General features: G+C 72.2%; 18 protein-coding genes. 11 read left to right on the top strand and 7 right to left on the bottom strand.

The features are described 5' to 3' along the window. Positions 1-6: 6 nt before the first annotated feature. From AB0K28_RS29015 to AB0K28_RS29005, 3 genes are all read right to left on the bottom strand, one after another. A complete protein-coding gene (locus AB0K28_RS29015; protein WP_364376205.1) occupies positions 7-1,410 on the bottom strand; it encodes a HAMP domain-containing sensor histidine kinase in 1,404 nt (467 codons plus the stop codon). A gap of 71 nt (positions 1,411-1,481) precedes the next feature. After that, a complete protein-coding gene (locus tag AB0K28_RS29010) occupies positions 1,482-3,650 on the bottom strand; it encodes a SpoIIE family protein phosphatase (RefSeq protein WP_364376202.1) in 2,169 nt (722 codons plus the stop codon). A gap of 150 nt (positions 3,651-3,800) precedes the next feature. Then, positions 3,801-4,736, bottom strand: a complete 936-nt coding sequence (locus AB0K28_RS29005) for a hypothetical protein (protein ID WP_345403868.1) — start codon at positions 4,734-4,736, stop codon at positions 3,801-3,803. Positions 4,737-5,094: 358 nt separating this feature from the next. Here AB0K28_RS29005 and AB0K28_RS29000 point away from each other — a divergent pair, with 358 nt between their 5' ends. Then, entirely contained in the window at positions 5,095-8,436 is a 3,342-nt protein-coding gene (locus AB0K28_RS29000; protein ID WP_364376199.1) for a S8 family serine peptidase, read from the top strand. Between the two features lie 113 nt (positions 8,437-8,549). Here AB0K28_RS29000 and AB0K28_RS28995 read toward each other — a convergent pair whose 3' ends face one another. Next, on the bottom strand, positions 8,550-9,287 hold the full coding sequence (locus AB0K28_RS28995; RefSeq protein WP_345403865.1) for an SDR family NAD(P)-dependent oxidoreductase: 738 nt from the start codon (positions 9,285-9,287) through the stop codon (positions 8,550-8,552). A gap of 113 nt (positions 9,288-9,400) precedes the next feature. On the opposite strand from AB0K28_RS28995, the gene AB0K28_RS28990 reads away from it, so the two are divergent. Further along, the gene (locus AB0K28_RS28990; protein ID WP_364376196.1) at positions 9,401-10,027 is read left to right on the top strand and encodes a TetR/AcrR family transcriptional regulator; all 627 of its coding nucleotides are present in this window, start codon (positions 9,401-9,403) and stop codon (positions 10,025-10,027) included. A gap of 133 nt (positions 10,028-10,160) precedes the next feature. After that, positions 10,161-10,772 carry a GPP34 family phosphoprotein gene (locus tag AB0K28_RS28985; RefSeq protein WP_364376193.1) on the top strand — a complete coding sequence of 204 codons (612 nt, stop codon included), beginning with the start codon at positions 10,161-10,163 and terminating at the stop codon, positions 10,770-10,772. 24 nt (positions 10,773-10,796) lie between these two features. On the opposite strand, the gene AB0K28_RS28980 is transcribed toward AB0K28_RS28985, so the two are convergent. Then, the gene (locus tag AB0K28_RS28980; protein WP_364376190.1) at positions 10,797-11,333 is read right to left on the bottom strand and encodes an XRE family transcriptional regulator; all 537 of its coding nucleotides are present in this window, start codon (positions 11,331-11,333) and stop codon (positions 10,797-10,799) included. Positions 11,334-11,409: 76 nt separating this feature from the next. On the opposite strand from AB0K28_RS28980, the gene AB0K28_RS28975 reads away from it, so the two are divergent. The 6 genes from AB0K28_RS28975 to AB0K28_RS28950 all read left to right on the top strand — a co-directional run bounded on the left by AB0K28_RS28975 (position 11,410) and on the right by AB0K28_RS28950 (position 18,996). After that, a complete protein-coding gene (locus AB0K28_RS28975) occupies positions 11,410-12,543 on the top strand; it encodes an aminotransferase class V-fold PLP-dependent enzyme (protein ID WP_364376187.1) in 1,134 nt (377 codons plus the stop codon). 26 nt (positions 12,544-12,569) lie between these two features. Continuing rightward, a complete protein-coding gene (locus AB0K28_RS28970; protein WP_364376184.1) occupies positions 12,570-13,958 on the top strand; it encodes an amino acid permease in 1,389 nt (462 codons plus the stop codon). Positions 13,959-14,290: 332 nt separating this feature from the next. Next, positions 14,291-15,919 (top strand): ABC-F family ATP-binding cassette domain-containing protein, encoded by a 1,629-nt coding sequence (locus tag AB0K28_RS28965; RefSeq protein WP_364376181.1) that lies wholly within the window; start codon positions 14,291-14,293, stop codon positions 15,917-15,919. Positions 15,920-16,112: 193 nt separating this feature from the next. Continuing rightward, complete coding sequence (locus AB0K28_RS28960; protein ID WP_364376178.1) at positions 16,113-16,652, top strand: hypothetical protein; 540 nt, start codon at positions 16,113-16,115, stop codon at positions 16,650-16,652. A 151-nt stretch (positions 16,653-16,803) separates the two neighbouring features. After that, the gene (locus AB0K28_RS28955; protein ID WP_364376175.1) at positions 16,804-17,358 is read left to right on the top strand and encodes a hypothetical protein; all 555 of its coding nucleotides are present in this window, start codon (positions 16,804-16,806) and stop codon (positions 17,356-17,358) included. Positions 17,359-17,364: 6 nt separating this feature from the next. Continuing rightward, positions 17,365-18,996, top strand: coding sequence for an SRPBCC family protein (locus AB0K28_RS28950; protein WP_364376172.1), 1,632 nt, complete (start codon positions 17,365-17,367; stop codon positions 18,994-18,996). A 345-nt stretch (positions 18,997-19,341) separates the two neighbouring features. Here AB0K28_RS28950 and AB0K28_RS28945 read toward each other — a convergent pair whose 3' ends face one another. Both AB0K28_RS28945 and AB0K28_RS28940 read right to left on the bottom strand, forming a co-directional pair. Further along, positions 19,342-19,770: a glutaredoxin domain-containing protein gene (locus tag AB0K28_RS28945; RefSeq protein ID WP_364376169.1), complete on the bottom strand. Its 429-nt coding sequence runs from the start codon at positions 19,768-19,770 to the stop codon at positions 19,342-19,344. A 59-nt stretch (positions 19,771-19,829) separates the two neighbouring features. After that, entirely contained in the window at positions 19,830-20,225 is a 396-nt protein-coding gene (locus tag AB0K28_RS28940) for a hypothetical protein (RefSeq protein ID WP_364376166.1), read from the bottom strand. Positions 20,226-20,432: 207 nt separating this feature from the next. Here AB0K28_RS28940 and AB0K28_RS28935 point away from each other — a divergent pair, with 207 nt between their 5' ends. Then, on the top strand, positions 20,433-20,780 hold the full coding sequence (locus tag AB0K28_RS28935) for a hypothetical protein (protein WP_364376163.1): 348 nt from the start codon (positions 20,433-20,435) through the stop codon (positions 20,778-20,780). Positions 20,781-20,885: 105 nt separating this feature from the next. Next, positions 20,886-21,842, top strand: coding sequence for an NAD-dependent epimerase/dehydratase family protein (locus AB0K28_RS28930; protein WP_364376160.1), 957 nt, complete (start codon positions 20,886-20,888; stop codon positions 21,840-21,842). Positions 21,843-21,977 lie beyond the last annotated feature (135 nt).

Genomic DNA, 21,977 nt, shown 5'->3' with positions numbered 1-21,977 from the left:
CCCAGGTCAGGCGGGTTCGATGGCGGGGATGTCCTCGCAGGCCGGGAGGCGGACGACGAAACGGGCGCCGGACGGGCCGTCCTCGACCGTCAGCGTGCCCCCGTGCGCGATGCACGTCTCCCGGCTGACCGCCAGGCCGAGCCCGCTGCCGCCGGGGTCGAGCCGCTGCCCCTCGGCCAGCCGGACGAACGGCTCGAAGACCCGCTCGCGGTCACCGGGCGCGATGCCCTGGCCGTCGTCCTGCACGACCAGCACGGCGTGCCCGTTCCGGCGCGCGATGGAGACGTCGATCCTGGACCGGGCGTGCCGGCGCGCGTTGGCGAGGAGGTTGTCGAGCACGCGCGAGAGCTGCACGCGCGAGCCCAGCACGACCGGGCGTCCGGCCCGGTGCAGCTGGATGCAGGCGCCGGCGCGCGGCTGGGCCGCCAGCTCCTCCTCCACCAGCGCGGTGAGGTCGATCGGCTGGTACGCGATCGGCCCCGAGTCCTTGACCTTGGTGTAGGCGAGCAGGTCGTCGATGATCGCCTGGAGGCGCTCGGTGGTACGCAGCGTCAGCCGCAGCGCGGAGTGCGAGTCCACCTCGTCGGGGTACATGAGGGCCTCCTCCAGTTGCACGTGCAGGCCGGCGACCGGCGCGCGCAGCTCGTGGGAGACCAGGGAGGCGAAGCGGCGCTGCGCGCTCACCGCCTTCTCCAGCCGGTCGAGGTAGAGGTTGGAGGTGCGGGCGAACCTGGCGATCTCGTCGTCGCCGGGCGGGGTGGGGACCCGCAGGCTGAGGTCGCCGGCGGTGGCCTCGCGCATGGTGGCGCTGATCTTGCGCACGGGGCAGAGCATGCGTCCCACGACCACCCAGGTGACCCAGGCCGCGGCGACTGAGCCGATCAGCACCGCGGCCGCGAAGCCGATCAGCATGTACGGCATGGTCAGCGCGGGCGGGGAGACCTCGCCGGCGATGATGTAGTACTCCTGGCCGCCGAACAACGTCTGGGCCACCGGCCCGTCGAACCGCAGCACCGCCACCAGAAGGCACGGGCTCTGCTCGGGGCAGGTCACGACGTCCTCGAGGCGCTCGCCGAGCGCGGGCCGTACGTCGGTCAGCGGCGGCAGGCCGGACGCGGCGTCGTTGCCCGCCACCACCCGCCCCTCCTGGTCCACGAGCTGCAGGTAGTCGCTGCGCAGCTGTGGCTGGGGCGGCGGGTAGTCGCCTGGCGCCATCTGGTTCGCCCAGCTCAGGATGTCCTGGCGCAGGCCCTCTTCGATGTCCTTGGTGATGCTGTTGCGGATGCCGAGGACGGCGAGCGTGGCGACGGTCGACAGGACGACCAGGAACAGCGAGCCGACCCAGCAGGTGTAGCGCGTGCGGATCGACCGCAGGAACGGCCGTCGCCGTCCCGCTCGGCTCAGCCCCATGCCACCACCTCCTCGAGTGGCCGCGATCGGCCGGCCCGGCCCCGGGCGAATCGTTCGGTACGCTCCCCCCGTCATAGCCTCGGCAGGTGTTTGAGCAGCAGCAGCGCGATGTCGTCGCCGCGCTGCTCGGTGGCGGGCGCCTGGTCGAGCATGGCCTCTCCCAGGCTGTGCAACGGTTGCGGGCCCGCCTTGGTCAGGTGGGCGGCCAGGCGGGCGATGGCGTCACCGAGGTAGACGCCGGGCGCCTCGATCAGGCCGTCGGTGTAGAGGGCGAGCACGGCGCCGGGCGAGAACGGCACCTGCATCGTCGGATACTCCGCGTCGGGGTCGATGCCGAGCAGCGGCCCAGGCGGCACGTCCACGGGCTCCGCGACGCCGCCGGGTGCGCGCAGCAGGGGCGGCGGGTGCCCGGCGTTGGCCACGGAGAAGGCGCGCAGCCGCAGGTCGAGGTGGAGCAGCAGGCAGCTGGTGAACAGGTCGGTGTCCAGGTCGAGCAGCAGCCGGTTGGCGTTGCGCAGCACCGTGCCGGGGTCGGCGTCGGGGTCGGTGGCGGTGGCGTGGATGGCGGTGCGCACCTGCCCCATGAGGGCGGCGGCGGCCAGGTTGTGGCCCTGCACGTCGCCGATGACCGCCACGGCGGCGTGGTCGTGCAGGCGGATGAGGTCGTAGAAGTCGCCGCCGATGCCGACGCCGCGGGTGGCGGGCACGTAGCGGGCGGCCGTCTCCAGGCCGTCGATCTCGGGCAGGCGGCGCGGCAGCAGGCTGGTCTGCAGGCAGTGGGCGGCGTTGTCCTTCGCCTCGTACAGCAGGGCCCGGTCGAGCGCCTGCGCCATCATGCCGGACAGGGACGTGAGAGTGGCCCGTTCCGCGCAGGTGAAGGGATGCGGCTGCTGGAAGGCCACGATGCAGGTGCCGGTCAACCGGTCCGACAGCGACAGCGGCAGGAACGCCCACGCCTGCATGTCGTCCGGGTCCAGTGCGGGCTGGTAGCGGTCGCCCATCTCCTGCCGGTCGCCGAAGTATCTGGCCTCGCCGGTCCGCGCGACCTGGCCGGTCACCGTGCTGAAGTCCGCCGGCAGCCCGTCGAACCGGTCGAGGAGCTCGCGGCTGAACCCGTGCGAGCCGAGTGCCCGCAGCCTGCCGGCCTCGGCGAGGAAGACCGCCATGGACTGCACGCCGCAGGCGGCCATCATGTGGTCGCTGACCAGCTCCACGACCTGGCGCACGGTGAGCGCCCTGGTCAGGGTGGCGGCCAGGTGCAGGAGCTCGTGCAGGTGGTGCGGCTGCGGGTGCGCCGAGCCGTCGCCGAGCGCCGTCTGGCCGGTGGTCACGAGGTGCAGGCTGACGCCCGAGGGGTCGGGGTGCAGGCGGGCCTCGACGGTGGTGCCGCCCGACGTGCCGAGCCGGCAGAAGGTGGGCTGCTGGCCGACCACGGCGTGCCTGAAGCGCTCCTTGAAGGTGGGGCCGCGCAGCCAGTCCACCGCCTCCCACACCACGCGGCCGAGCAGCGCGGTGGGTGCGCCGCCGAGCAGCGCGGCGGCCGGGTCGTTGAGGTAGGTGATGTGGCCGTTCAGGTCGAGCGAGACGCAGCCGTCGCGCAGCCGGTCGGCGAAGCCGAAGGCGGCGAGCGAGCGCCCCACGTCGGAGGGAGGCGACGGAAGGGGGGTCAGCGTGCGGGGCTGCGGGGTGACGGAAGGCCGCTGCCCTTCCTCCGCCGCCTCGGTGAGCAGCTCCTGCATGCGGCGGGTGGCCTCGTCGACCACCCCCAGCTCGTACGCCCCCAGCCGCGGCGCCTGCGACGACGACCACATGAGCACCCAGGATCCGGCGACCCGGCCGCCGACTCTGAGCGGCGTGGCCAGCACGGAGAAGTGGTACGGCACGAGGAAGGCCATCGCGGGGAAGCGGCGGGCCAGCTCCTCCAGATCGGGCACCCAGACGCGCTCGCCCTTGCGGACGGCGACGGTCGCGGGGACGCCCGCCTCGGCCCGCAGCCGGCCCCACTGCCCGATCATCGGGCCCGGCAGTCCGAGCTGGGCCTGCATGAGGAGCACCTCGTCGTCGGCGTCCAGCAGATAGAGCATGCCGATGTGGGCGCCGGTCGCGCGCGCCGCGCGTACGAGCGTCTCGTCCAATGCCGAGGTGGCCGGGGGCCCGGCCGGCCGGAGCCGGTGAGACGCGCTGAGCCACTCGGTCCCGCGCGACAGCATCGGCTCCTCACGCCTCCCTACGCGAGCCATACGGTCACGGTATCTACCGCTTTGTCCCGATAGGGGAATGCTTGTCGTAATCTGAACTGTTTCCGGGGCGCGGATGGCGGTCTCCAAACCCTCCCATGGCGTGCCCGCCCGCCGTCGCGGCGGACGGGTCCCGCACCCCCTACCAGACGGCTACTCCGCGAGACTTCCGCAGGTAAAGCCCTTCTCCCGGTCGGGCGAGAACATCTGCACCTCGGTGAGGATCGTGCTCTCGGAGAACTTGCGGAAGGTCAGCGCCCTGTCGCAGTCGTAGATGGCGTAGCCGCCCTCGTGCTCGCCGAGGATCATCATCCAGCGGCTGTCGTAGAGGGGCTTGCCGCTGCTGTCCTGGAGCTTGGCCCACTGCGTCTGGAAGCCGACGGCGTCCAGCAGCGCGGTCGACTCGCCCTTCTCCAGCACGTTGATCGCGCCGTAGATCATCTGGATCATGAGGATGTAGCCGAGCCCGATCCCGGTGAGCGCGCCCACCAGCACCTTCAGCCCCGCCCTGCCGACCGGCTTGCGGCGCAGCAGCCGGAACGGCACCACGTACGCCAGCACGCCGAGCCCGCCCGCGATGAGCACGTCACCGGCCTCGACCGAGATGGAGGCGGTGGGGTCGGCGGCGTCCAGCGCGGTCATGAAGTACATGAAGCCCAGGTACGACGCGCCGGCCCAGGCGGCGGCGAGCACCGCGACGATCCACGGCTGCCTCCGCATGCCCTGCACGGCGCGGCCGGCCAGGCCGCGGGTGACGACGTTCAGCAGCCAGGCGACGCTGATGAGCAGGCCGGTGGCGATCGCGCCCAGGATCAGCAGCGGCAGGATCGTGCCCAGCAGCCGGCCGAGCAGCACCGACTGGTCGATGCCGGCCTGCTCGGGGGTGATGCCGAAGATGCCGTACATGCCCTGGTAGCCCATGTAGAGCAGCGCGTACAGGGTGACGCCGAGCGGGACGACGACGGAGCCGACCTTTTCCAGCAGGTCGAGGACCCCGACCTTTTCCTCGGCCTCCTGCTCGGGAGCAGCGGACGTTAAGTCCGGAATATGAGTATCCGCAGAGTGAGCGGTATACGACGGAGAAGTCATGGCTTGGGAGCATAGGGGATGATCACGCCGCTCAAGGGCGGTTTCCCTGTGCCGAGGGTCAGTGGTGGTCGTCACACTTCGCTCGTGTCCGGATCCGGACACGACCTGGGAAAACGGGCGATGTCGATCGCAACGTGTGCCGGATTACCGGCGGGATTCTGTCAAGTCACGCGGGTCCCCGGTCAAACCCCGCTGTTTACACTCCGGTTCGGAACCACGCTCTTTACGGCGCCGTTCCCGCTCGTCACCCGCCGGGGAGGGTCATGGCTCTCCCCTCGCGCGCCCGCGGGCGGGGTGACCTGACGGCCTCCCGGGCGGCGCGGCGAGCCCGCGCAGCCCTCGACGAGGAGGTCCTTCCGTGTCATCCAGTGCGCTCTTATCCCGCTTACGCCGGCTGGTCACCGTCGCCGCCGGCCTGAGCCTGGTCCTGGCCGCCGCCCCGCTTCCGGGCGCCGCGGCCACCCCCGAACCGCCGGACAAGAAGTGGACGGCCATCCCGCTCACCCCGTCCGCGGTGGTGGACGGCGCCAAGTCACCGACGGGCAAGCTCGCCAAGAGCGACCCCGCGCTGCTGCGCGCCACCTCCCCCGCACCGGTCAACGTCGTCGTGAAGCTCGACTACGACTCGCTCGCCGCCTACCAGGGCGGCCTGCCGGGGCTCGCCGGCACCAGCCCGTCCGCCACCGGCCGCGCGCTCGACACGCGCAGCGCGGACGCGAAGAAGTACGGCGAGCACATCGAGGAGGTCGAGAACGCCTTCCTCGCCGAGCTGAGGTCGAAGGTCCCTGGAGCCGTCGTCGGCCAGCGGCTGCGGACCGTGTACGGCGGCATCGCGCTGCGCATCCCCGGCGACAAGGCAGGCGAGGTGCTCAAGCTGCCCGGCGCGGTCGCCGTCCAGGAGGACAAGCCCGAGCAGCTGCTGACCGACTCCAGCCCTGCCTTCATCGGCGCCCCGGCGATCTACGACAAGCTGGGCGGCGGCAGCGGCACGGCGGGCAAGGGCGTGATCGTGGGCGTGCTCGACAGCGGCGCCTGGCCCGAGCACCCGTCGTTCGCGGGCCGGCCCGGCCTGCCCGCTCCCCCGCCGACCAAGGACGGCACGCCGCGGGTGTGCGACTTCGGCGACAACCCGACGACCCCGGCGAGCGACCCGTTCACCTGCACCAACAAGCTGATCGGCGGCCAGCCGTTCCTGGAGACGTACAACGCGGTGTTCGGCGGCGAGGTCTATCCCGACAGCGCCCGCGACTCCAACGGCCACGGCACGCACACCGCGAGCACCTCGGCCGGCGGGCCGGTCTCCGACGCCGACCCGCTCGGCATCAGCCGCGGCCCCATCCAGGGCATCGCACCCGGCGCGGCCGTGTCGGTCTACAAGGTGTGCGGCCTGGAGGGCTGCTTCCCGTCCGACTCGGCGGCGGCGGTGGCGCGGGCCATCCTGGACGGCGTCCGGGTGATCAACTTCTCGATCTCCGGCGGTGACGACCCGTACAGCGACCCCGTCGAGCTGGCCTTCCTCGACGCGTACGCGGCGGGCGTGCTGGTCTCGGCGTCGGCCGGCAACTCGGGCCCCGGCGCGGACACCACCGACCACCTCGGCCCGTGGACGACCACGGTGGCCGCCTCCACGCAGACCAGAACGTTCCAGACCACGATCAAGCTGCACGGCGGTCCCACCCCGGTGACGATCAAGGGCGCGTCCATCACGGCGGGCGTCTCCTCGCCGCTGCCCGTGGTGCTCGCCTCCGCGCCGCCGTACTCGCGGCCGCTGTGCGACGTGCCCGCGCCCGCCGGGCTGTTCACCGGCAAGATCGTCGCCTGTGAGCGCGGCCCGAACCGGGTGCTGAAGAGCTTCAACGTACGGCAGGGCGGCGCGGCCGGGATGATCCTCTACAACAGCTTCCCGTTCGACGTCTTCACCGACGCCCACTGGCTGCCGTCGGCGCACCTCGACAAGCCGAAGTCCGACACGCTGCTGAGCTTCCTCGCCGCCAACCCCGGGGCCACGGCCTCCTTCGGGCAGGGCGCCAAGAGCACCTGGCAGGGCGACGCGATCACGCACTTCTCCTCGCGCGGCCCCGGCGGCGACTTCCTCAAGCCGGACGTCACCGCGCCGGGCCTGCACATCATGGCGGGCATGACGCCCACCCCCGAGTCGCCGCTCGAAGGCCCGCCGGGCAACCTCTTCCAGGTCATCTCGGGCACCTCGATGTCGTCGCCGCACGTGGCGGGGGCGGCGGCGCTGCTGTTCGCGCTGCATCCCGACTGGACGCCTGGCCAGGTCAAGTCCGCGCTGGAGACGACGGCCAAGACGTCGGTCACCAAGCAGGACCGTACGACGCCGGCCGACCCGTTCGACATGGGCGGCGGGCGCATCGACCTGACCAAGGCCGGCGACCCCGGCCTGACGCTGGACGAGAGCGCGGACGGCTTCGTCGCCTCGGCCGCCGACCCGCTCAACCGCATCGACCTCAACCTGCCGTCGGTGAACGCCCCGACCATGCCGGGCGTCATCACCGCCAAGCGCACGGTGAAGAACGTCACCAGCAAGACGCTCACCTTCACCGCGTCGGGCAAGACCGTCAGCGGCGCCGCCGTCACCGTGCTGCCGCCGCTGTTCTCCGTCAAGCCGGGCAAGACGGCCAAGCTGAGCATCGTCATCACCGCGCCCGACCTGCCCGACGGGCAGTACTTCGGGCAGGTGAACCTCAAGCAGGTCGGCGGCTCCCGGCAGCTGCACCTGCCGGTCGCCTTCTACCGGCAGGAGGGCGCGATTCCGGTCGACCAGACCTGTACGCCCGACACGATCGCCAGGAACACCGGCGAGTCCACCTGCACGGTCACCGTGCACAACGGCACCTACCAGGACGCCGAGGTGACCGCGCTCAGCACGCTCGACTCCCGGCTGCGGCTCACCTCCGTCACCGGGGCGACCAAGGTCGGCACGCAGATCGCGACCACGAAGAAGACGCTGGCCGCGACCCAGCCGCCGAAACCCGTGATCGCGCCAGGTGCGGGGCCGGCCGGGTATCTGCCGCTCGACCTGTTCGGCGTCACCCCGTTCCCGCTCGGTGACGAGCAGGCGGTGAACTTCACCTCACCTGCGCCGTTCACCTTCGCCGGGAGCACCCACACCGTGCTCGGCGTGACGTCCAACGGCTACAGCGTGGCCGGTGGGGCCACCTCGGCCGACATCTCCTTCATCCCGCAGACGCTGCCCGACCCGGCACGGCCGAACAACGTGCTCGCCCCGTACTGGACCGACCTGAACGGCGCCGGCGCGCCCGGCGTCCTCGCCACGGTCCTGACCGACGGGACGAACCGCTGGCTGGTCGTCGAGTGGCGGGTCAACCTCTACGGGACGAACGAGCTGAAGGTGTTCCAGCAGTGGATCGGGATCAACGGCACCGAGGACATCAGCTACGCCTACGACCCGGCCAACCTGCCAGGCGCGCCGCCCGCCGAGTACGGCCTGACCGTCGGGGCCGAGAACGCTGAGGGCACCGCCGGCAGCCAGATCGCCGGACCGCCGGCCGAGGACCTCGTGGTCACCAGCACCCCGGCCGTGCCCGGCGGGACGCTGACGTACACGATGAAGGTCAAAGGCGTCAGCAGGGGCGCCGGGACCGTCACCACGGCCACCTCGACCCCGCAGGTCAGAGGCATCACCGTGGAGGTGGACCGGATCAACGTCCGGTGACATGACGGGCCGCGGGCGGCTCCGTCCGCCCGCGGCTCCGCTCAGGCGGACGCGGGCATGATCCGGTCGTGGATGAGCCTGAGCCGGGTGTCCACGCCCGCGGTCAGCCCGCTTCAGCGGGTCTGGTCGGTGGGACGGATGAGCAGCTCGTTGACCGCGACGTGCGGCGGTTGCCCGACCGCGTACACGACCGCCTCGGCGATGTCCTCCGGCTGGAGGGTGCGCATGGCCTCGCCCATCTCGCGTGCGGCGGCCCGCCGCGCCGGGTCGGTGATGTGGCCGATCAGCTCGGTGGCGACGAAGCCCGGCTCGACGACGACCACGCGGACACCCCTGGTGGTGACCTCCTGCCGCAGCGACTCGGCGAACCCGGTGACGCCGAACTTGGTGGCCGAGTAGACGCCGCCGCCGGCCGAGGCGATGCGGCCCGAGGTGGAGGAGACCTGCACGACCGTGCCCTTGCTCGCCAGGAGGTGGGGCAGGGCGGCGTGCACGGCGTACATGGAGCCGAGCAGGTTGGTCTCGACCATGCGCACCCACTCTGAGGTGTCGGCGCCCTCGATGGGGCCGCTGAGCATGACGCCGGCGTTGTTCACCAGCACGTCGAGCCTGCCGAAGTGGCCGACGGTCGCGGCCACGGCCGCGCGTACGGACTCCTGGTCGGTGACGTCCAGGTCGAGCGGGAGCAGCTCGCCCCGCGCCTGGTCCGCCAGGGCCTTGAGGCGGTCCGCGCGCCTGGCTCCGGCCGCGACACGGGCTCCCCCGGCCGACAGTGCCAGGGCGGTGGCCGCGCCGATGCCCGACGACGCGCCGGTGACGAGGGCGACCTTGCCCGCGAGATCGTGGTTCATGTGCGTCCTTTCCGCAGCTCACCGGCCCGCTGTTGCAAAACGGACCGGTTGGTCAGCTTCACCGTAGCAGTTAAACGGACCGCTCGGTCACCTTGGCCGGTAGACTGGCCGCCATGAGCGCGAAGCCCCCTTCGACCCGCAGCGACGCGGTGCGCAACAGGAAGCTGCTGCTCGACGTCGCGGCCAGGACGTTCGCCGAGCGCGGCGTCGAGGTGTCCATCGGCGAGATCGCGCAGCGCGCCGGGGTGGGCAAGGGCACGGTCTTCCGGCACTTCCCCACCAAGGAGGACCTGCTGGCGGCGATCATGCTCGACCTGCTCGACGAGCTGATCGGCGCCGCCACAGGGCTGCTCACCGACGACGACCCGGTGCGGGCGCTGCGCGCGTTCATGACCGCCGGGGTCGAGGCGTTCGTCAGGGACCGGGCGTTCTGTGACGTCATCGGCCGTCCCTCGCTGCAGAGCCAGGAGGTGCGCGACGCGATCCACCGGCTCTGCGAGGTCGCCGAGGGGCTCACCGCCCGCGCCAGGGAGCAGGGCGCCGTACGACCCGACGTTACCGGCACCGACGTCGCCCTCATGCTGAGCGGCATCCAGCACACCGCGGCGCCGCTGCTCGACGCCGACCCGCAGGCCTGGCGGCGCTACCTGGAGCTGACCTTCGACGGCATGACCGCCGTCACCGGCCGTCCGCTGCCCCACCCGCCCGGCCGCCTCACCCTGGAGGAGAACCCCTCTTGACCACATAGCCGTTTCGCTGGACGCTCGAAGGCACCCGGCTTGATCGACGGATCTTCCCCGGCTGGCCGCGCGACCACGTCCGAGGTGGACCACGCCGAGAGCACCATGGCGCGCGCGAGAGGGTGAAGGTCGAGTGACCATCGCGGAAGAGCTGCTCCTACTCGCCTACGACAACGAAGGCCGCCCGGCCGTCACCACGACCTGGCTGGATCCCGCGATCGCCGCCGCCGTCCTGGCCGAGCTGGTCGTGCGCGGCCGGATGGAGCTGTCGGGCAGGAAGCTGTCCGTCCGCGACCCCGCCAGGCTCGGCGAGGACGAGCTGGACGCGGCGCTCGCCCTGATGGGCACCCGCTGCAGGCGGCCCGTCTCGTGCATCCAGCTGCTGGAACGGCACGGCTTACGCCGGCGGCTGCTGGCCCGGCTGGTGACGGGCGGGGTGCTGGCCGAGACGCGCGGCAAGGCGCTCGGCCTCTTCCCGGTCAGGCGGTGGCCGGAGGCGCGGCCCGGCGGGCGCGCCGAAGTCAGGGCACGGGTGACGGCGGTGCTGACCGGGGCGGAGCCCGACGCCCGTACGGGGACACTCGTCGCGATCCTGCACGCCGACCGGTACACCCGCACGTTCTTCCCCGGCTACGACGACCGGCGCTTCAAGGAGGTCTGCGAGGGCGGCTGGGCCGCCGAGCCGGTCAGGCGCGCGGTGTCCGTCATCGCCGACGCCGCGCTCTACGCCATGGCCGGGGAGTGACGGCCGCTCGGGTGACGGCGCAGGTCAGTAGCTCGGCGGGGTGGCGGCGATGAGGAAGTCGGCGGGTTCGTCGCCCGGGTTGAGGTAGCGGTGCGGCAGCGCGGAGTCGAAGTAGCAGCTGTCCCCCGCCTCCAGCAGGTGCTCGGCCCCGGCGACCTCCACCACGAGCCGCCCGCGCAGCACCAGCACGCACTCCTCCGACGGGTGCGTCCACGGCTCGGCGGCCGACGAGCCGCCGGGCAGCAGGTGGCCCTCCAGCACCTCGAGCCGCCCGTGACCGGGTGAGACGCGCGTGTAGGAGATCCCGCCGGCGGGCGATTTCACCACCATCCGCCCGCCGCGCCTGACCACGGCCACGGCCTCGCCGTCCGGCTCCTGGAACAGGCTGAACAGCGGCAGGTCCAGCACCTTCGCGATCTTCCTGAGCGTCTCCAGGCTGGGGTCGGCGAGATCGCGCTCGACCTGGCTGATGAGCCCGCTGGACACGCCGGTGGCGGCGGCGAGCTGGGCGAGGGTCAGCCCGCGTTCTGTACGGAGCTGCCGGATCCTGGCACCGATCACCCGGCGATCCTATATGCCTTCAATCCCATTAAATCGGTATTGACCTGGTTAAAACTCCCCGGATAGGGTGCCCGAAATGTCACACCTGTTGAACCCCACCCAGTTCCGCGCCGAGTTCCCGTCCCTGGACGGCTCCGTGCACCTCGCGAGCTGCAGCCAGGGCGCGCTGTCGTCGCGGCTGGCGTACGCGCTGCAGGAGATCGGCCACTCGCTGCGCGAGGAGGGCGCCCCCTGGGGGACCTGGATGGGGCAGGTCGAGCGGGCCAGGGAGCGGTTCGCCCGGCTGATCGGCGCGGAGCCCGGCGAGGTGGCCGTGCTGTCGTGCGCGTCGGAGGCCGCGTTCCAGGCCGCCTCCTCGCTCGCCTGGGCGCGGCGGCCCGGCATCGTCACGACCGACCTGGAGTTCCCGTCGATCGCGCACGTCTGGCTGGCCCAGCAGCAGCGCGGCGCCCAGGTCGGGGTGGTCGCCGACAGCGGTGAGCAGGTGGCGGCGGAGGCGTACGAGGAGCTGATCGACGAACGCGCAGGCCTCGTGTCGGTGCCGCTGCACACCTACCGCAACGGCGCCCGCCTGCCGGTCGAGGACGTCGTACGACTGGCGCACGAGCAGGGCGCCCGGGTCTTCGTGGACGCCTACCAGGGCGCCGGCGTCACCCCGATCGACGTGCGCCGGCTCGGCTGCGACTACCTGGTGTCCGGCTCGCTCAAATACCTGCTCGGCCTGCCCGGCATCGCCTTCCTCTACGTGCGCGGCGGGCTGGAGCAGCAGCGCGCGCCCGAGCTGACCGGCTGGTTCGGCCGTACGCAGCCGTTCGCGTTCGACCCCCGCCTGCTCGACTTCCCCGGCGACGCCCGCCGCTTCGAGACCGGCACGCCGCCCATCCCGTCCGCCTACGCGGCCAACGCCGGCTTCGACCTCATCGAGCGGATCGACCTGCACGACGTGCGCCGGCACGTGTCCGAACTGGTGGACGAACTCGCCGAGCGGCTGACGGCGGAGGGCGTGAAGGTGGCCTCGCCCGCCGGTGCGCGCGGCCCGCAGGTGGCCATCGCCGACGACGCCCCCGACCGGCTGGCCGCCGCGCTGGCCGAGCGGCGCATCTGGACGGCGCCCCGCGGCGACCTGCTGCGGCTGTCGTTCCACTACTACAACGACCGCTCCGACGTGGACGCGGCCGTCGCAGCCATCAGCTCCTACCGCAGGAGCTGACCACCCCCTTCGTCGAGAGGTACGCCGTGGACGAGAACGCATCCGGCCTGCAACGCCGGCTGACCGGGCGCCAGCTCACCATGATCGGGCTGGGCGGGGCCATCGGCACCGGGCTCTTCCTCGGCTCCAGCCTGGCGATCTCGCAGGCGGGCCCGGCGACGATCGTCGCGTACGTCATCTGCGCCGGCGTCGCCCTGGTGATCGGCTGGTCGCTGGCCGAGATGGTGGTGGTGCATCCTGAGGCGGGCGCGTTCGGGGTGATCGCGCATCGCTATCTGGGGCCGTGGGCCGGGTTCGTGGTCCGGTGGACGTACTGGACGATCCAGGTCATCGCGATCGGCGGTGAGGTCATCGCGGCCGGGATCTACGTGCAGTTCTGGTGGCCGTCGCTGCCGCTGTGGCTGCCCGTCGCGGTCTTCTCGGTGGTCGTGCTGGGGGTGAACGCGGCCGCCGTCCGGCTGTTCGGCGAGATCGAGTACTGGTTCGCGATGATCAAGGTGGTCGCGATCATCGTGTTCATCCTGCTCGGCCTGGTGCTGGTGACGGTCGGCCTGCCCAGCGCCGACGCCACCGGCCTGACCAACCTCACCGCCCACGACGGCTTCCTGCCCAACGGGATGAGCGGCCTGTTCCTCGCCATGGTGTTCGTCCTGTTCAGCTACATCGGCACCGAGGTCGTCTCGGTGACCGCCGCCGAGTCGGAGAACCCCGTACGCGACATCCCCCGCGCCGCCCGCCGCATGATCACCCGGCTCGCCCTCTTCTACGTGGTCGCCATCGCGATCGTGCTCACCGTGGTGCCGTGGACCACGACGGCCCAGGGCGGCTCGGTCACCGAGAGCCCGTTCGTCACCGTCTTCTCCGCCGCCGGGGTCCCCGCGGCGGCGACGGTGATGAACTTCGTCGTCCTGACCGCCGCCCTGTCCAGCGCCAACACGAACCTCTACCTGACCACCCGCATGATGCACTCCCTGGCCGCCAACGGTTACGCCCCCCGCTGGACCGGCCGCCTGAGCGCCGCCGGCGTCCCCCGCAACGCCCTCACCCTGTCGGCGCTCGGCCTGGCGCTCGCGGCAGGCGTGTCGGCGGCCAGCGAAAGCGGCGCCTACCTGGCGTTGTTCGGCGTCTCGGTCTTCGGCGCCCTGGTGGTCTGGCTCCTCATCCTCGCCACCCACCACGCCTTCCGCCGCACCCGCACCGCCCAGGGCCTGCCACCCTCCCCGGTCCGTTTGTGGGGCGCCCCGGTCACGTCGGGCGTGGTGATGCTGTTCCTGGCCGCAGTGATCATCTCCACCCTGTTCATCGAGCCCCTGCGACCGGCATGGTGGGCAGGCATCCCGTTCTTCATCGTCGTCAGCATCGCGTACGCGGTGACCTCCCGCCGCGCTCGATCGGACGCAAGCCGGACCGGGTAAAGGTACTTCCACAAGCGGCCGGCGACTCCATGTCGAGAGCGAACAATCACTCGATCCGGGGCGCCGCCGCGACGATCGGCCCCGAGGGGGAGATCACGCTCCGGCGCGGCACCCGGACGGCGACCATCGGCCGGTGACCGGCCTCCTCCTGAACGCCGTCCGCCCGACGACATCGGGTAGAGTTTCTGGCATGCATTTGTACTTCCTCTGAGGACGACGCGGCTCGCCCCGCCCGCCACGGGCGCGGCTTGAGCGCTTCCGCGTCAGCTCTCACCTTTCAGGTCCCGCGCCGCCGCCGTGTGCCGCGCCGGGGCCTGCTTCCCGGAGGAAGTATGTCCATCGACATCGTGCTGCCCGCCCGTGCGCGGGCGCAGCTCAACGCCACCGGCCTGCACCTCGCCCGTGCCGGCCGGCCCGTCCTGTCCGGTGTGGACGTGACCGTCTCGGCCGGCGACCGGCTCGGCGTGGTCGGCGAGAACGGCCGTGGCAAGACCACGCTGCTGCAGGTGCTCGCAGGCACGCTCGCGCCCGACGCGGGCATCGTGCACCGCGTCGGCACCATAGGGGTGGCCGACCAGGAGATGCCGGTCGGCGACGACCGTGCCGTCGGCGACCTCATCGACGCCGAGCTCGCCCAGGTACGCGCGGCGCTGCGGGCCTTCGAGGCGGCCACGCTCGCGCTCGCCGAGGAGCGGCCGGGCGCCGAGCAGGCGTACGCCACGGCTCTGGAAGCCGCCGAGTCGCTCGGCGCGTGGGACGCCGACCGGCGTGTCGACGTCGCGCTCGCCGCGCTGAACGCCGTGAGCGACCGGGCCAGGCCGCTCGCCGGGCTGTCCGTCGGGCAGCGTTACCGGATCCGGCTGGCCTGCCTGCTCGGCGCCGGGCACGACCTGCTGCTGCTCGACGAGCCCACCAACCACCTCGACGCCGCCGGGCTCGACCATCTGACCGCCGCACTGCGGGCCCATCCGGGCGGGCTGGTGCTGGTCAGCCATGACCGGGCGCTGCTGTCTGACGTGGTGACCACCGTGCTCGACCTCGACCCGACCAGCGACGGGCGGCCGCGCACCTACGGCGGCGGGTATGCCGGTTACCGCGAGGGCCGCAGGGCGGAACGCGAGCGGTGGGAGACGGCGTACCGTGACCAGCAGCTCGAACGCCGGCGGCTCGCGCAGGACCTGTCCGAGGCGCAGAACCGGCTGGTCACCGGCTGGCGTCCGGACAAGGGCACCGGCAAGCACACCCGCGCCACGCGGGCCCCGGCCCTGGTCCGCGCCGTGCATCGGCGGCAGGAGGCGCTGGAGGCGCAGGTGCTCGACGTACCGGTGCCGCCGCTGCGCTTCTCCATGCCGCACCTGGACGCCCCGCCCGGCGTCGCGCTGCTGCAAGCCACCGACGTGACGCTCGATCCCCGGCTCACCACGCCGCGGTCCCTGCTGCTGCGGTCCCGCGACCGCCTGGTGGTCACCGGCCCGAACGGCTCCGGCAAGTCGACCCTCATGCACCTGCTCGCCGGGGAACTGGTCCCCGGCTCGGGGACCGTGCAGCGCGGGCGGGGCGTGCGGGCCGGGCTGCTCGGCCAGGAGTCGCCGCCGCCGTCCCGGCTGCGGGCTCTCGAGGTGTACGAGGCCGCGGTCGGCAGGTTGGTCGCCTCAGGACGCCTTCCCGAGGCCGACATGGTCGGGCTCGGACGGCTCGGGCTACTGCCCGCCGAGGCGGCGCACCGGCCGGTCGCCGAGCTGTCGGTCGGGCAGCAGCGGCGTCTCGACCTGGCGATCCTGCTGGCCGGACGGCCTCACGTGGTGCTGCTCGACGAGCCCACCAATCACCTGTCCATGGCTCTGGTGGAGGAACTGACCCAGGCACTCGCCGGTACGGGCGCCGCCGTCGTCCTGGCCACCCACGACCGGCAGCTCCTCCGCGACACGGCCGCCTGGCCCCGTCTCCACCTGGACGGGTAGCGCCGGGGACCCCTCCCGGGGCGGGGTGGTTAACGTGACGAGACGCCTACGGAGAGGAGACGATGCCACCATGGCCCCGACCCACCCCCCGCCCTCCCCGCTTCCCGCCTCGCCCCCGCTCAGCCGGTCCACGTCCACGGCGCCTGCGCCCATGTCGTTCGTCGCCCCTCCCCTACCGGCCCGGTATGGGCGGGTGCGTCGCGTACTGGCGGGGTGCGTGCTGGTGGGTGTGGTGGCGGGGTGCGGGGCGGCGGAGGAGCCGCCGGCCGCGGCCGCTCCCGCGAGCACGCCGGCCACCACCGCCCCGACCTCCGCCGCCCCTACCTCCGCCGCTCCGACCTCCGCCGCTCCGACCTCTGCTGCCGAGGCGTCCGCCACCCCGAGCGCGAGCCCCACGCCCTCGCCGTCCCCCTCTCCCACGAAGAAGCGCAAGGCCACCAGCCGGGTGAGGGACTGCTTCGACGGCGACTGCCTGCTGCGGGTGTCGAGGCCGGTCACCATCCGCCTCAACGCGAAGAAGTTCTACTACCGCCAGTTCCACATCCTGGACGTCGGCAAGAGCTCCATCACGTACCTGGTGGAGTATCCGCACGGCGGCGGCGCGCAGGCGACGCTGGGCAAGGGCGGCACTTCGAGCTTCGGGTTCCGCAAGCGGCCGACCGTGGAGGTGAGCCTGGTCTCCGTGAAGAAGGGCAGGGCGCTGGTGTCGATCACGGCGGGCAAGCCCGGCTGACCCACGGCGACACCGGTCGCCATCTGCAAAATGTGCTCAAGTTTCGCCTGATATCAGGTTCTTTGTCCCCTTTGAGGGCAGGCGGCGGGCGATGTCCCTCGCCTGCACAGACGCGGCCTCGGGGAAGGAAAACTTGATCATGGCGAACAAGATGCGAATCGCTTGTGCCCTGCTCGCCGGGTACTACCTCGGGCGACGGCGCAAGTTGCGCACGGCGGCGGTCCTCGTGGCGGCCGGGCTGGCCGGGAAGGCGTCCGGGAACAGCGGCGGGCTGCTGTCCCAAGGGCTCAAGACTCTGGGCTCGTCGGCCGACCTGGGCAAGTTGACCGAGCAGCTCCGTGGCGGCCTGCTGGAGGCGGGTAAGGCCGCGACCAGCAGGCAGATCGACTCGCTGAGCGACAAGCTGCACGAGCGCGCGGAATCGCTCAGGTCGCCGGGGGACGCCGAGGGCTCGGAGGAGCCTTCCGAGGCGACGGGCGACACCGCCTCCTCCAACGGCTCTCCCCAGAACGGGGCCTCACACGAGCCCCAGAACGGGGCTCACGACGGGGCACAGAACGGGGCCGAGAGCGAGGCCGAGAGCAGGGCCGAGAGCGGGGACGAGAGCGGGGACGGCAACCAGGACGAGGCCGAGCGGGAGCCCGCCGGACCGGAGCGAGCGCGGCGGCAGTCCCGTGCCGTCCGGCGGACCTCCATGCGGAGGTGAGCACAGGTGGCTGAGGAAAACGCGAGACGGCACACGAGCGCGGCCCGCCCCACGGTCCGGCGGGTGACACCTACGGCGGGCAAGGCCGCCGGCGCGGGCAAACGAGCAGCCAGCAGCCTCGGCAAGGCCGCCGGCGCGGCGAAACGGGGCACCGGCGCCGCGAAGGACACCACCGGCGAGGCCACGGGCACAGCGGCAGGCGCGGGCTCGAAGGCGACCGGCACGGCGAAGCGCGCCACGCGCACGGCCACCGGCGCCGCGAAGCGGACGGCAGGCACCGCCACCAGCACCGCCACCAGCACCGCTTCGGGCGCCGCGAAGGGGGCCGGAGGCGCAGCCGAAGGAGTCACCGGCGCAGCGAAGACAGCGGGCGAAGCGACCGAGGGGGTCGCCAAGGGAGCCGGCGGAGCAGCCGAAGGAGTCACCGATGCCGCCAAGGGAGCCGGAGGCGTCACCGGTGCAGCCAAGGGGGTGACGGGTGTGGCCAAAGGAGCCGCGGGTGCCGCCAAGGGGGTCGCGGGCACGGCGGCGGGCGCGGTCAAGGGGGTCGGCAAGGAGTTCCTGTCCGCCCTGCCGACCGACCGGCTCGCCGGCGAGGCACGCAACCTCATGCACGCCGCGATCGGACGCGTGGTCTCGGCGGCGGGTGACAAGGTGGAGAGCCTCACCGGCCGCCTGACCGACTACGCGGAGCAAGGCGGTGGCAAGGGCCTGATAGGCGCGCTGACCGGCTCGGGCGGCTCGGGCGGCTCGGGCGGCTCAGACGATTCCGGCGACTCCGGTGGCGGCGGCAGCGTACTGGGCGGCGTGTTGAAGGGCGGCTTCAAGGGCGGCCTGCAGAGCATCATGCAGAAGATCACGGGAGGTGGTAAGGGCGGTAAGGGCGGTTTCGAGAAGGTCACCAACATCGTCGAGACGATCGACGTGGGTGCGCCGCGCCGCCTGGTGTACGACCAGTGGACGCAGTTCCAGGACTTCCCGACCTTCATGAAGAAAGTGGAGACGATCAAGCAGGAGGCCGACGAGAAGCTCACCTGGAAGGCGCAGGTCTTCTGGTCGCACCGAAGCTGGTCCGCGCAGATCATCGAGCAGATCCCCGACCAGCGCATCATCTGGCGCTCGGAGGGGCCGAAGGGTCACGTGGACGGCGCGGTGACGTTCCATGAGCTGAGCGACGACCTCACCCGGGTGCTGGTGGTGCTGGAGTACCACCCGCAGGGCCTGTTCGAGCGGACCGGCAACCTGTGGCGGGCGCAGGGCCGTCGCGTACGGCTGGAGCTCAAGCACTTCCGCCGCCACGTCATGTCGCACCTGCTGCTGCACCCGGAGGACGTCGGCGAAGGCTGGCGCGGCGAGATTCGCGACGGCGAGGTGGTCAAGGACCACGAGACGGCAATGGAGGAGGAACGCGCCGCCGAGGAGGAGGAAGAGGAACAGGAGGAGCACGAGGAGGAGGAAGAGGGCGAAGAGCCCGAAGAGGGCGAGGAGGAAGAAGAGGGCGAAGAGGAAGAAGAGGGCGAAGAGGAAGAAGGCGAAGAGCCCGAAGAGGGCGAGGAAGCCGAAGAGGGCGAGGAAGCCGAAGAGGGCGAAGAAGCCGAAGAGGAGGAAGAGGAAGAAGGCGAGCAGCCAGGCCGTTGACAGGCGCCCGGCCCGAGCACGGAGCCGAAGCGAAGCGGCCCGTGCCACGGCTGGACGACCGGTCCGAGCCACACCCATGATCGTGCCCGCCCCCGGCTCAGCGGCCCGGGGACGGGCACTCGGCTGTTCCGGAGGCCCAGGGCCCGGTCAACGGCCTGCGGAGGGAACGGTGGTGCGGGCGGCTCGCTTGCCGAGCGATCTGATGAGGTGGCACCCCGCCGATCACCGTGGTCACCCCTCCACGGACAGAGCGACCGGGGCGAGCAGGAGCTGGGGCATGCCGAGCGAGAGCGCGGCCAGCAGCAGGGCGAACAGCGCGATGACGGCGAAGGACAGGGCGAGCTCTCAGCGCAACTGGTCGCGCAGCCACTTCGGGTGGGGGTTGACGTGCGGCTCGCCCGCAAGTACGACGGTCGGCACCGTCTCGTCGCCGCCGGTGATCGCGCGGACCGCCGCCGCGCCCTCCGGGTCGCGCCAGATGTCCACCCAGTACGCCCGCCGCGCCGCACGCCCCAGCCGGAGCCTGAGCCGCATGCAGTAGCGGCAGCCCGGCCGCCAGTAGACGATCGCCCGCCCGTCGGCGGCGCTGCGCCGCCGCGCCTCCCCGGCATCGACCGGCCTGGGGAACGCCAGCGGCGACAGCAGGAGGCCGAGCAGCGCGTACACCACGAGCACCACCACCGCCGGCACCAGATCGCCTTTCGTGACCTGCCAGGCCGCGATCGCCACCCCTAACGCCAGGAGCAGGCCCGGCACCTTCCATCTGCGGCTCACGGTTGAGCAAGCTATCGGAGCGCCCGCCGCGCCGATATCCCGGCCCCCGCCAGAGCGTGTCAGCCGGAGGGCCACCTCGGGGTGCCGGAGAGGTCGGTGAGCGCGTCCTCCACGGTGCCGGCCGCCTCGATCTCACCGCCGTCGTCGTCGGACGCCTGGGCGGCGTACTCCCCGTACACCACGATCATGCGCCCCTCCGCCACCCTGGCGTGCCGCGCGGCCGAGCGCAGGATGTCGCGCCCGTGCTCGTCGATCGCCGCGAGCGAGCGCAGGTCCACCGCGAGCAGCGGCGGTATCCGCGCCACCAGCGCGTTGACCAGGTATTGCTGCAGGACCAGGCACGCCACCCCCTCCAGCCGCCCGGTCAGGGACAGCAGGACGACCTGCCCGTGCCTGTCGAGCCGGATGTCGAAGTCCGGATCGCTCTCGTGGATGCCAGGTTCGGAGGGGTGCATGGGCGGATCCCGGTGACGACGACGGCATGACGGGTCTACGCCGACCAGACTTCCCGGCTCACCTGCTGCGACCATAACATTCCATTGCTCAATGCAACGATCCTGCGGTGCGGACCGTGACCTAAACGAAGCGCAAGCCCTCGCCTCCACGGCGCTACCCTGGGCCTCGGGGACGGCGGCGGCACCGTCCTCAGGCCGGACGGAGGGATGGCCGAGGTGACCGAGACCGACCCGCACATCCATGTCGATCGCAAGGTGCTGCAGGCCGGCGCCGACTTCCGCAACGTGCTCGCCTCGACGCTGGGCGGCGTCCCCGACGCGCCCTCCGAGGTCACCACCGGCTGCGGCCTCAAGGTGCCGTACGCGATGACCTCGCCCCACCCCGAACGCGTCACCTGCCTGCCCTGCCGCGAACACGCCTGCCGCGAACACCTGAACTTCGCCGACCAGGTCGAACGCCTCGGCCGCCACCCCGGCACCGCCCTCCCAGGCGACCGGACAGCCGAAGTGGCTCAGTGGGCCCGCGACCGCGCCCGGAAATTCGCCTCCGGCTGAACCCCCAGCACCGCCCCCGCTCCTGACGGCGACGGTGGTGGGGGGCGTTGCGCTGGGAGTGAAGCGGGGCGGACCTGACGCTCGCGGTGGGTCAGGATGAAGGGCATGCGAACACTTGTTTTGGGTGGCACGAGGTTCCTGTCCAAGGAGATCGCGCGGCAGGCGCGCGATCGCGGGCACGAGGTGGTGTGCGCGGCGCGCGGGCAGGCGGGTGACCCGCCGCCCGGAGTGGAGTTCGTCCGGGTCGATCGCTCGGAGGACGGCGGGCTGGCTCCTCTGGAGGGGTCGTTCGACCTGGTCATCGACGTCGCCAGGCATCCGAGCCAGGTGCGCAGGGCGGTCGATGAGCTGGCGGGCCGCGCCGGTCACTGGACGCTGGTGTCCACCGTCAGCGTCTACCCCGACACCCGCGAAGTCACCCAGGTGCTGCACGAGCCGCTGGCGCCCGGCGCCGACGAGAGCGACGTGGCCAACTACGGGCCGGCGAAGGTGGCGTGCGAGCAGATCGTCGGCGACGCGGCGCTGATCGTCCGCGCCGGGCTGATCGTGGGCCCGGAGGATTCGTCCGACCGGTTCACCTACTGGGTCGACCGGCTGGCGCGCGGCGGGCGCGTGCTGGCGCCGGGCTCTCCCGGCGACCTGGTGCAGCTCGTGGACGTACGCGACCTCGCCGCCTGGACGCTCGACGCCGCCGAGAAGGGGCTCGCCGGGCCGTATGACGCGATGTCCAGCCCGTTCCCGAGGGGCGAGCTGCTCGCGGGCATCGCCGAAGGGCTGTCGGTGCGGCCCGAGCTGGTCTGGGCCGGGCAGGAGTTCCTCGCCGAGCACGACGTGAACGCCTGGATGGGGCCGCGTTCCCTGCCGCTGTGGGTGCCGCTGCCGGAATACGCCGGCTTCATGGCCCGCGACGTCTCGGCCGTCCTGGCCGCCGGCCTGCACATCCGCCCGATCGCCGACACGGCCCGCGACACCCTCACCTGGCTGCGCGACTCCGGCCACACGGTGACCCGCTCCGGCCACACCCCCGAGGAGGAGGCCGAACTCCTCCGCCTCCTCGACTGATCCGCACTCCACTGACCAAAGGACATCTGCCCGCTCCTCCCCCGCCGGCGTGCCCCTTGCCTGGATGACGGGTGCGCCGAACGGCGCGGGAAGCCGGAAGGATCCGCGACGGATGGCGGGCGACCGGTCGCCGGC

The sequence above is a fragment of the Nonomuraea sp. NPDC049504 genome (assembly GCF_040676845.1).
GTDB classification, from domain to species: Bacteria; Actinomycetota; Actinomycetes; order Streptosporangiales; family Streptosporangiaceae; genus Nonomuraea; species Nonomuraea salmonea.
The sequence above is the reverse complement of the archived record's forward strand: the minus strand, read 5'-3'. Positions and strand labels throughout refer to the sequence as shown.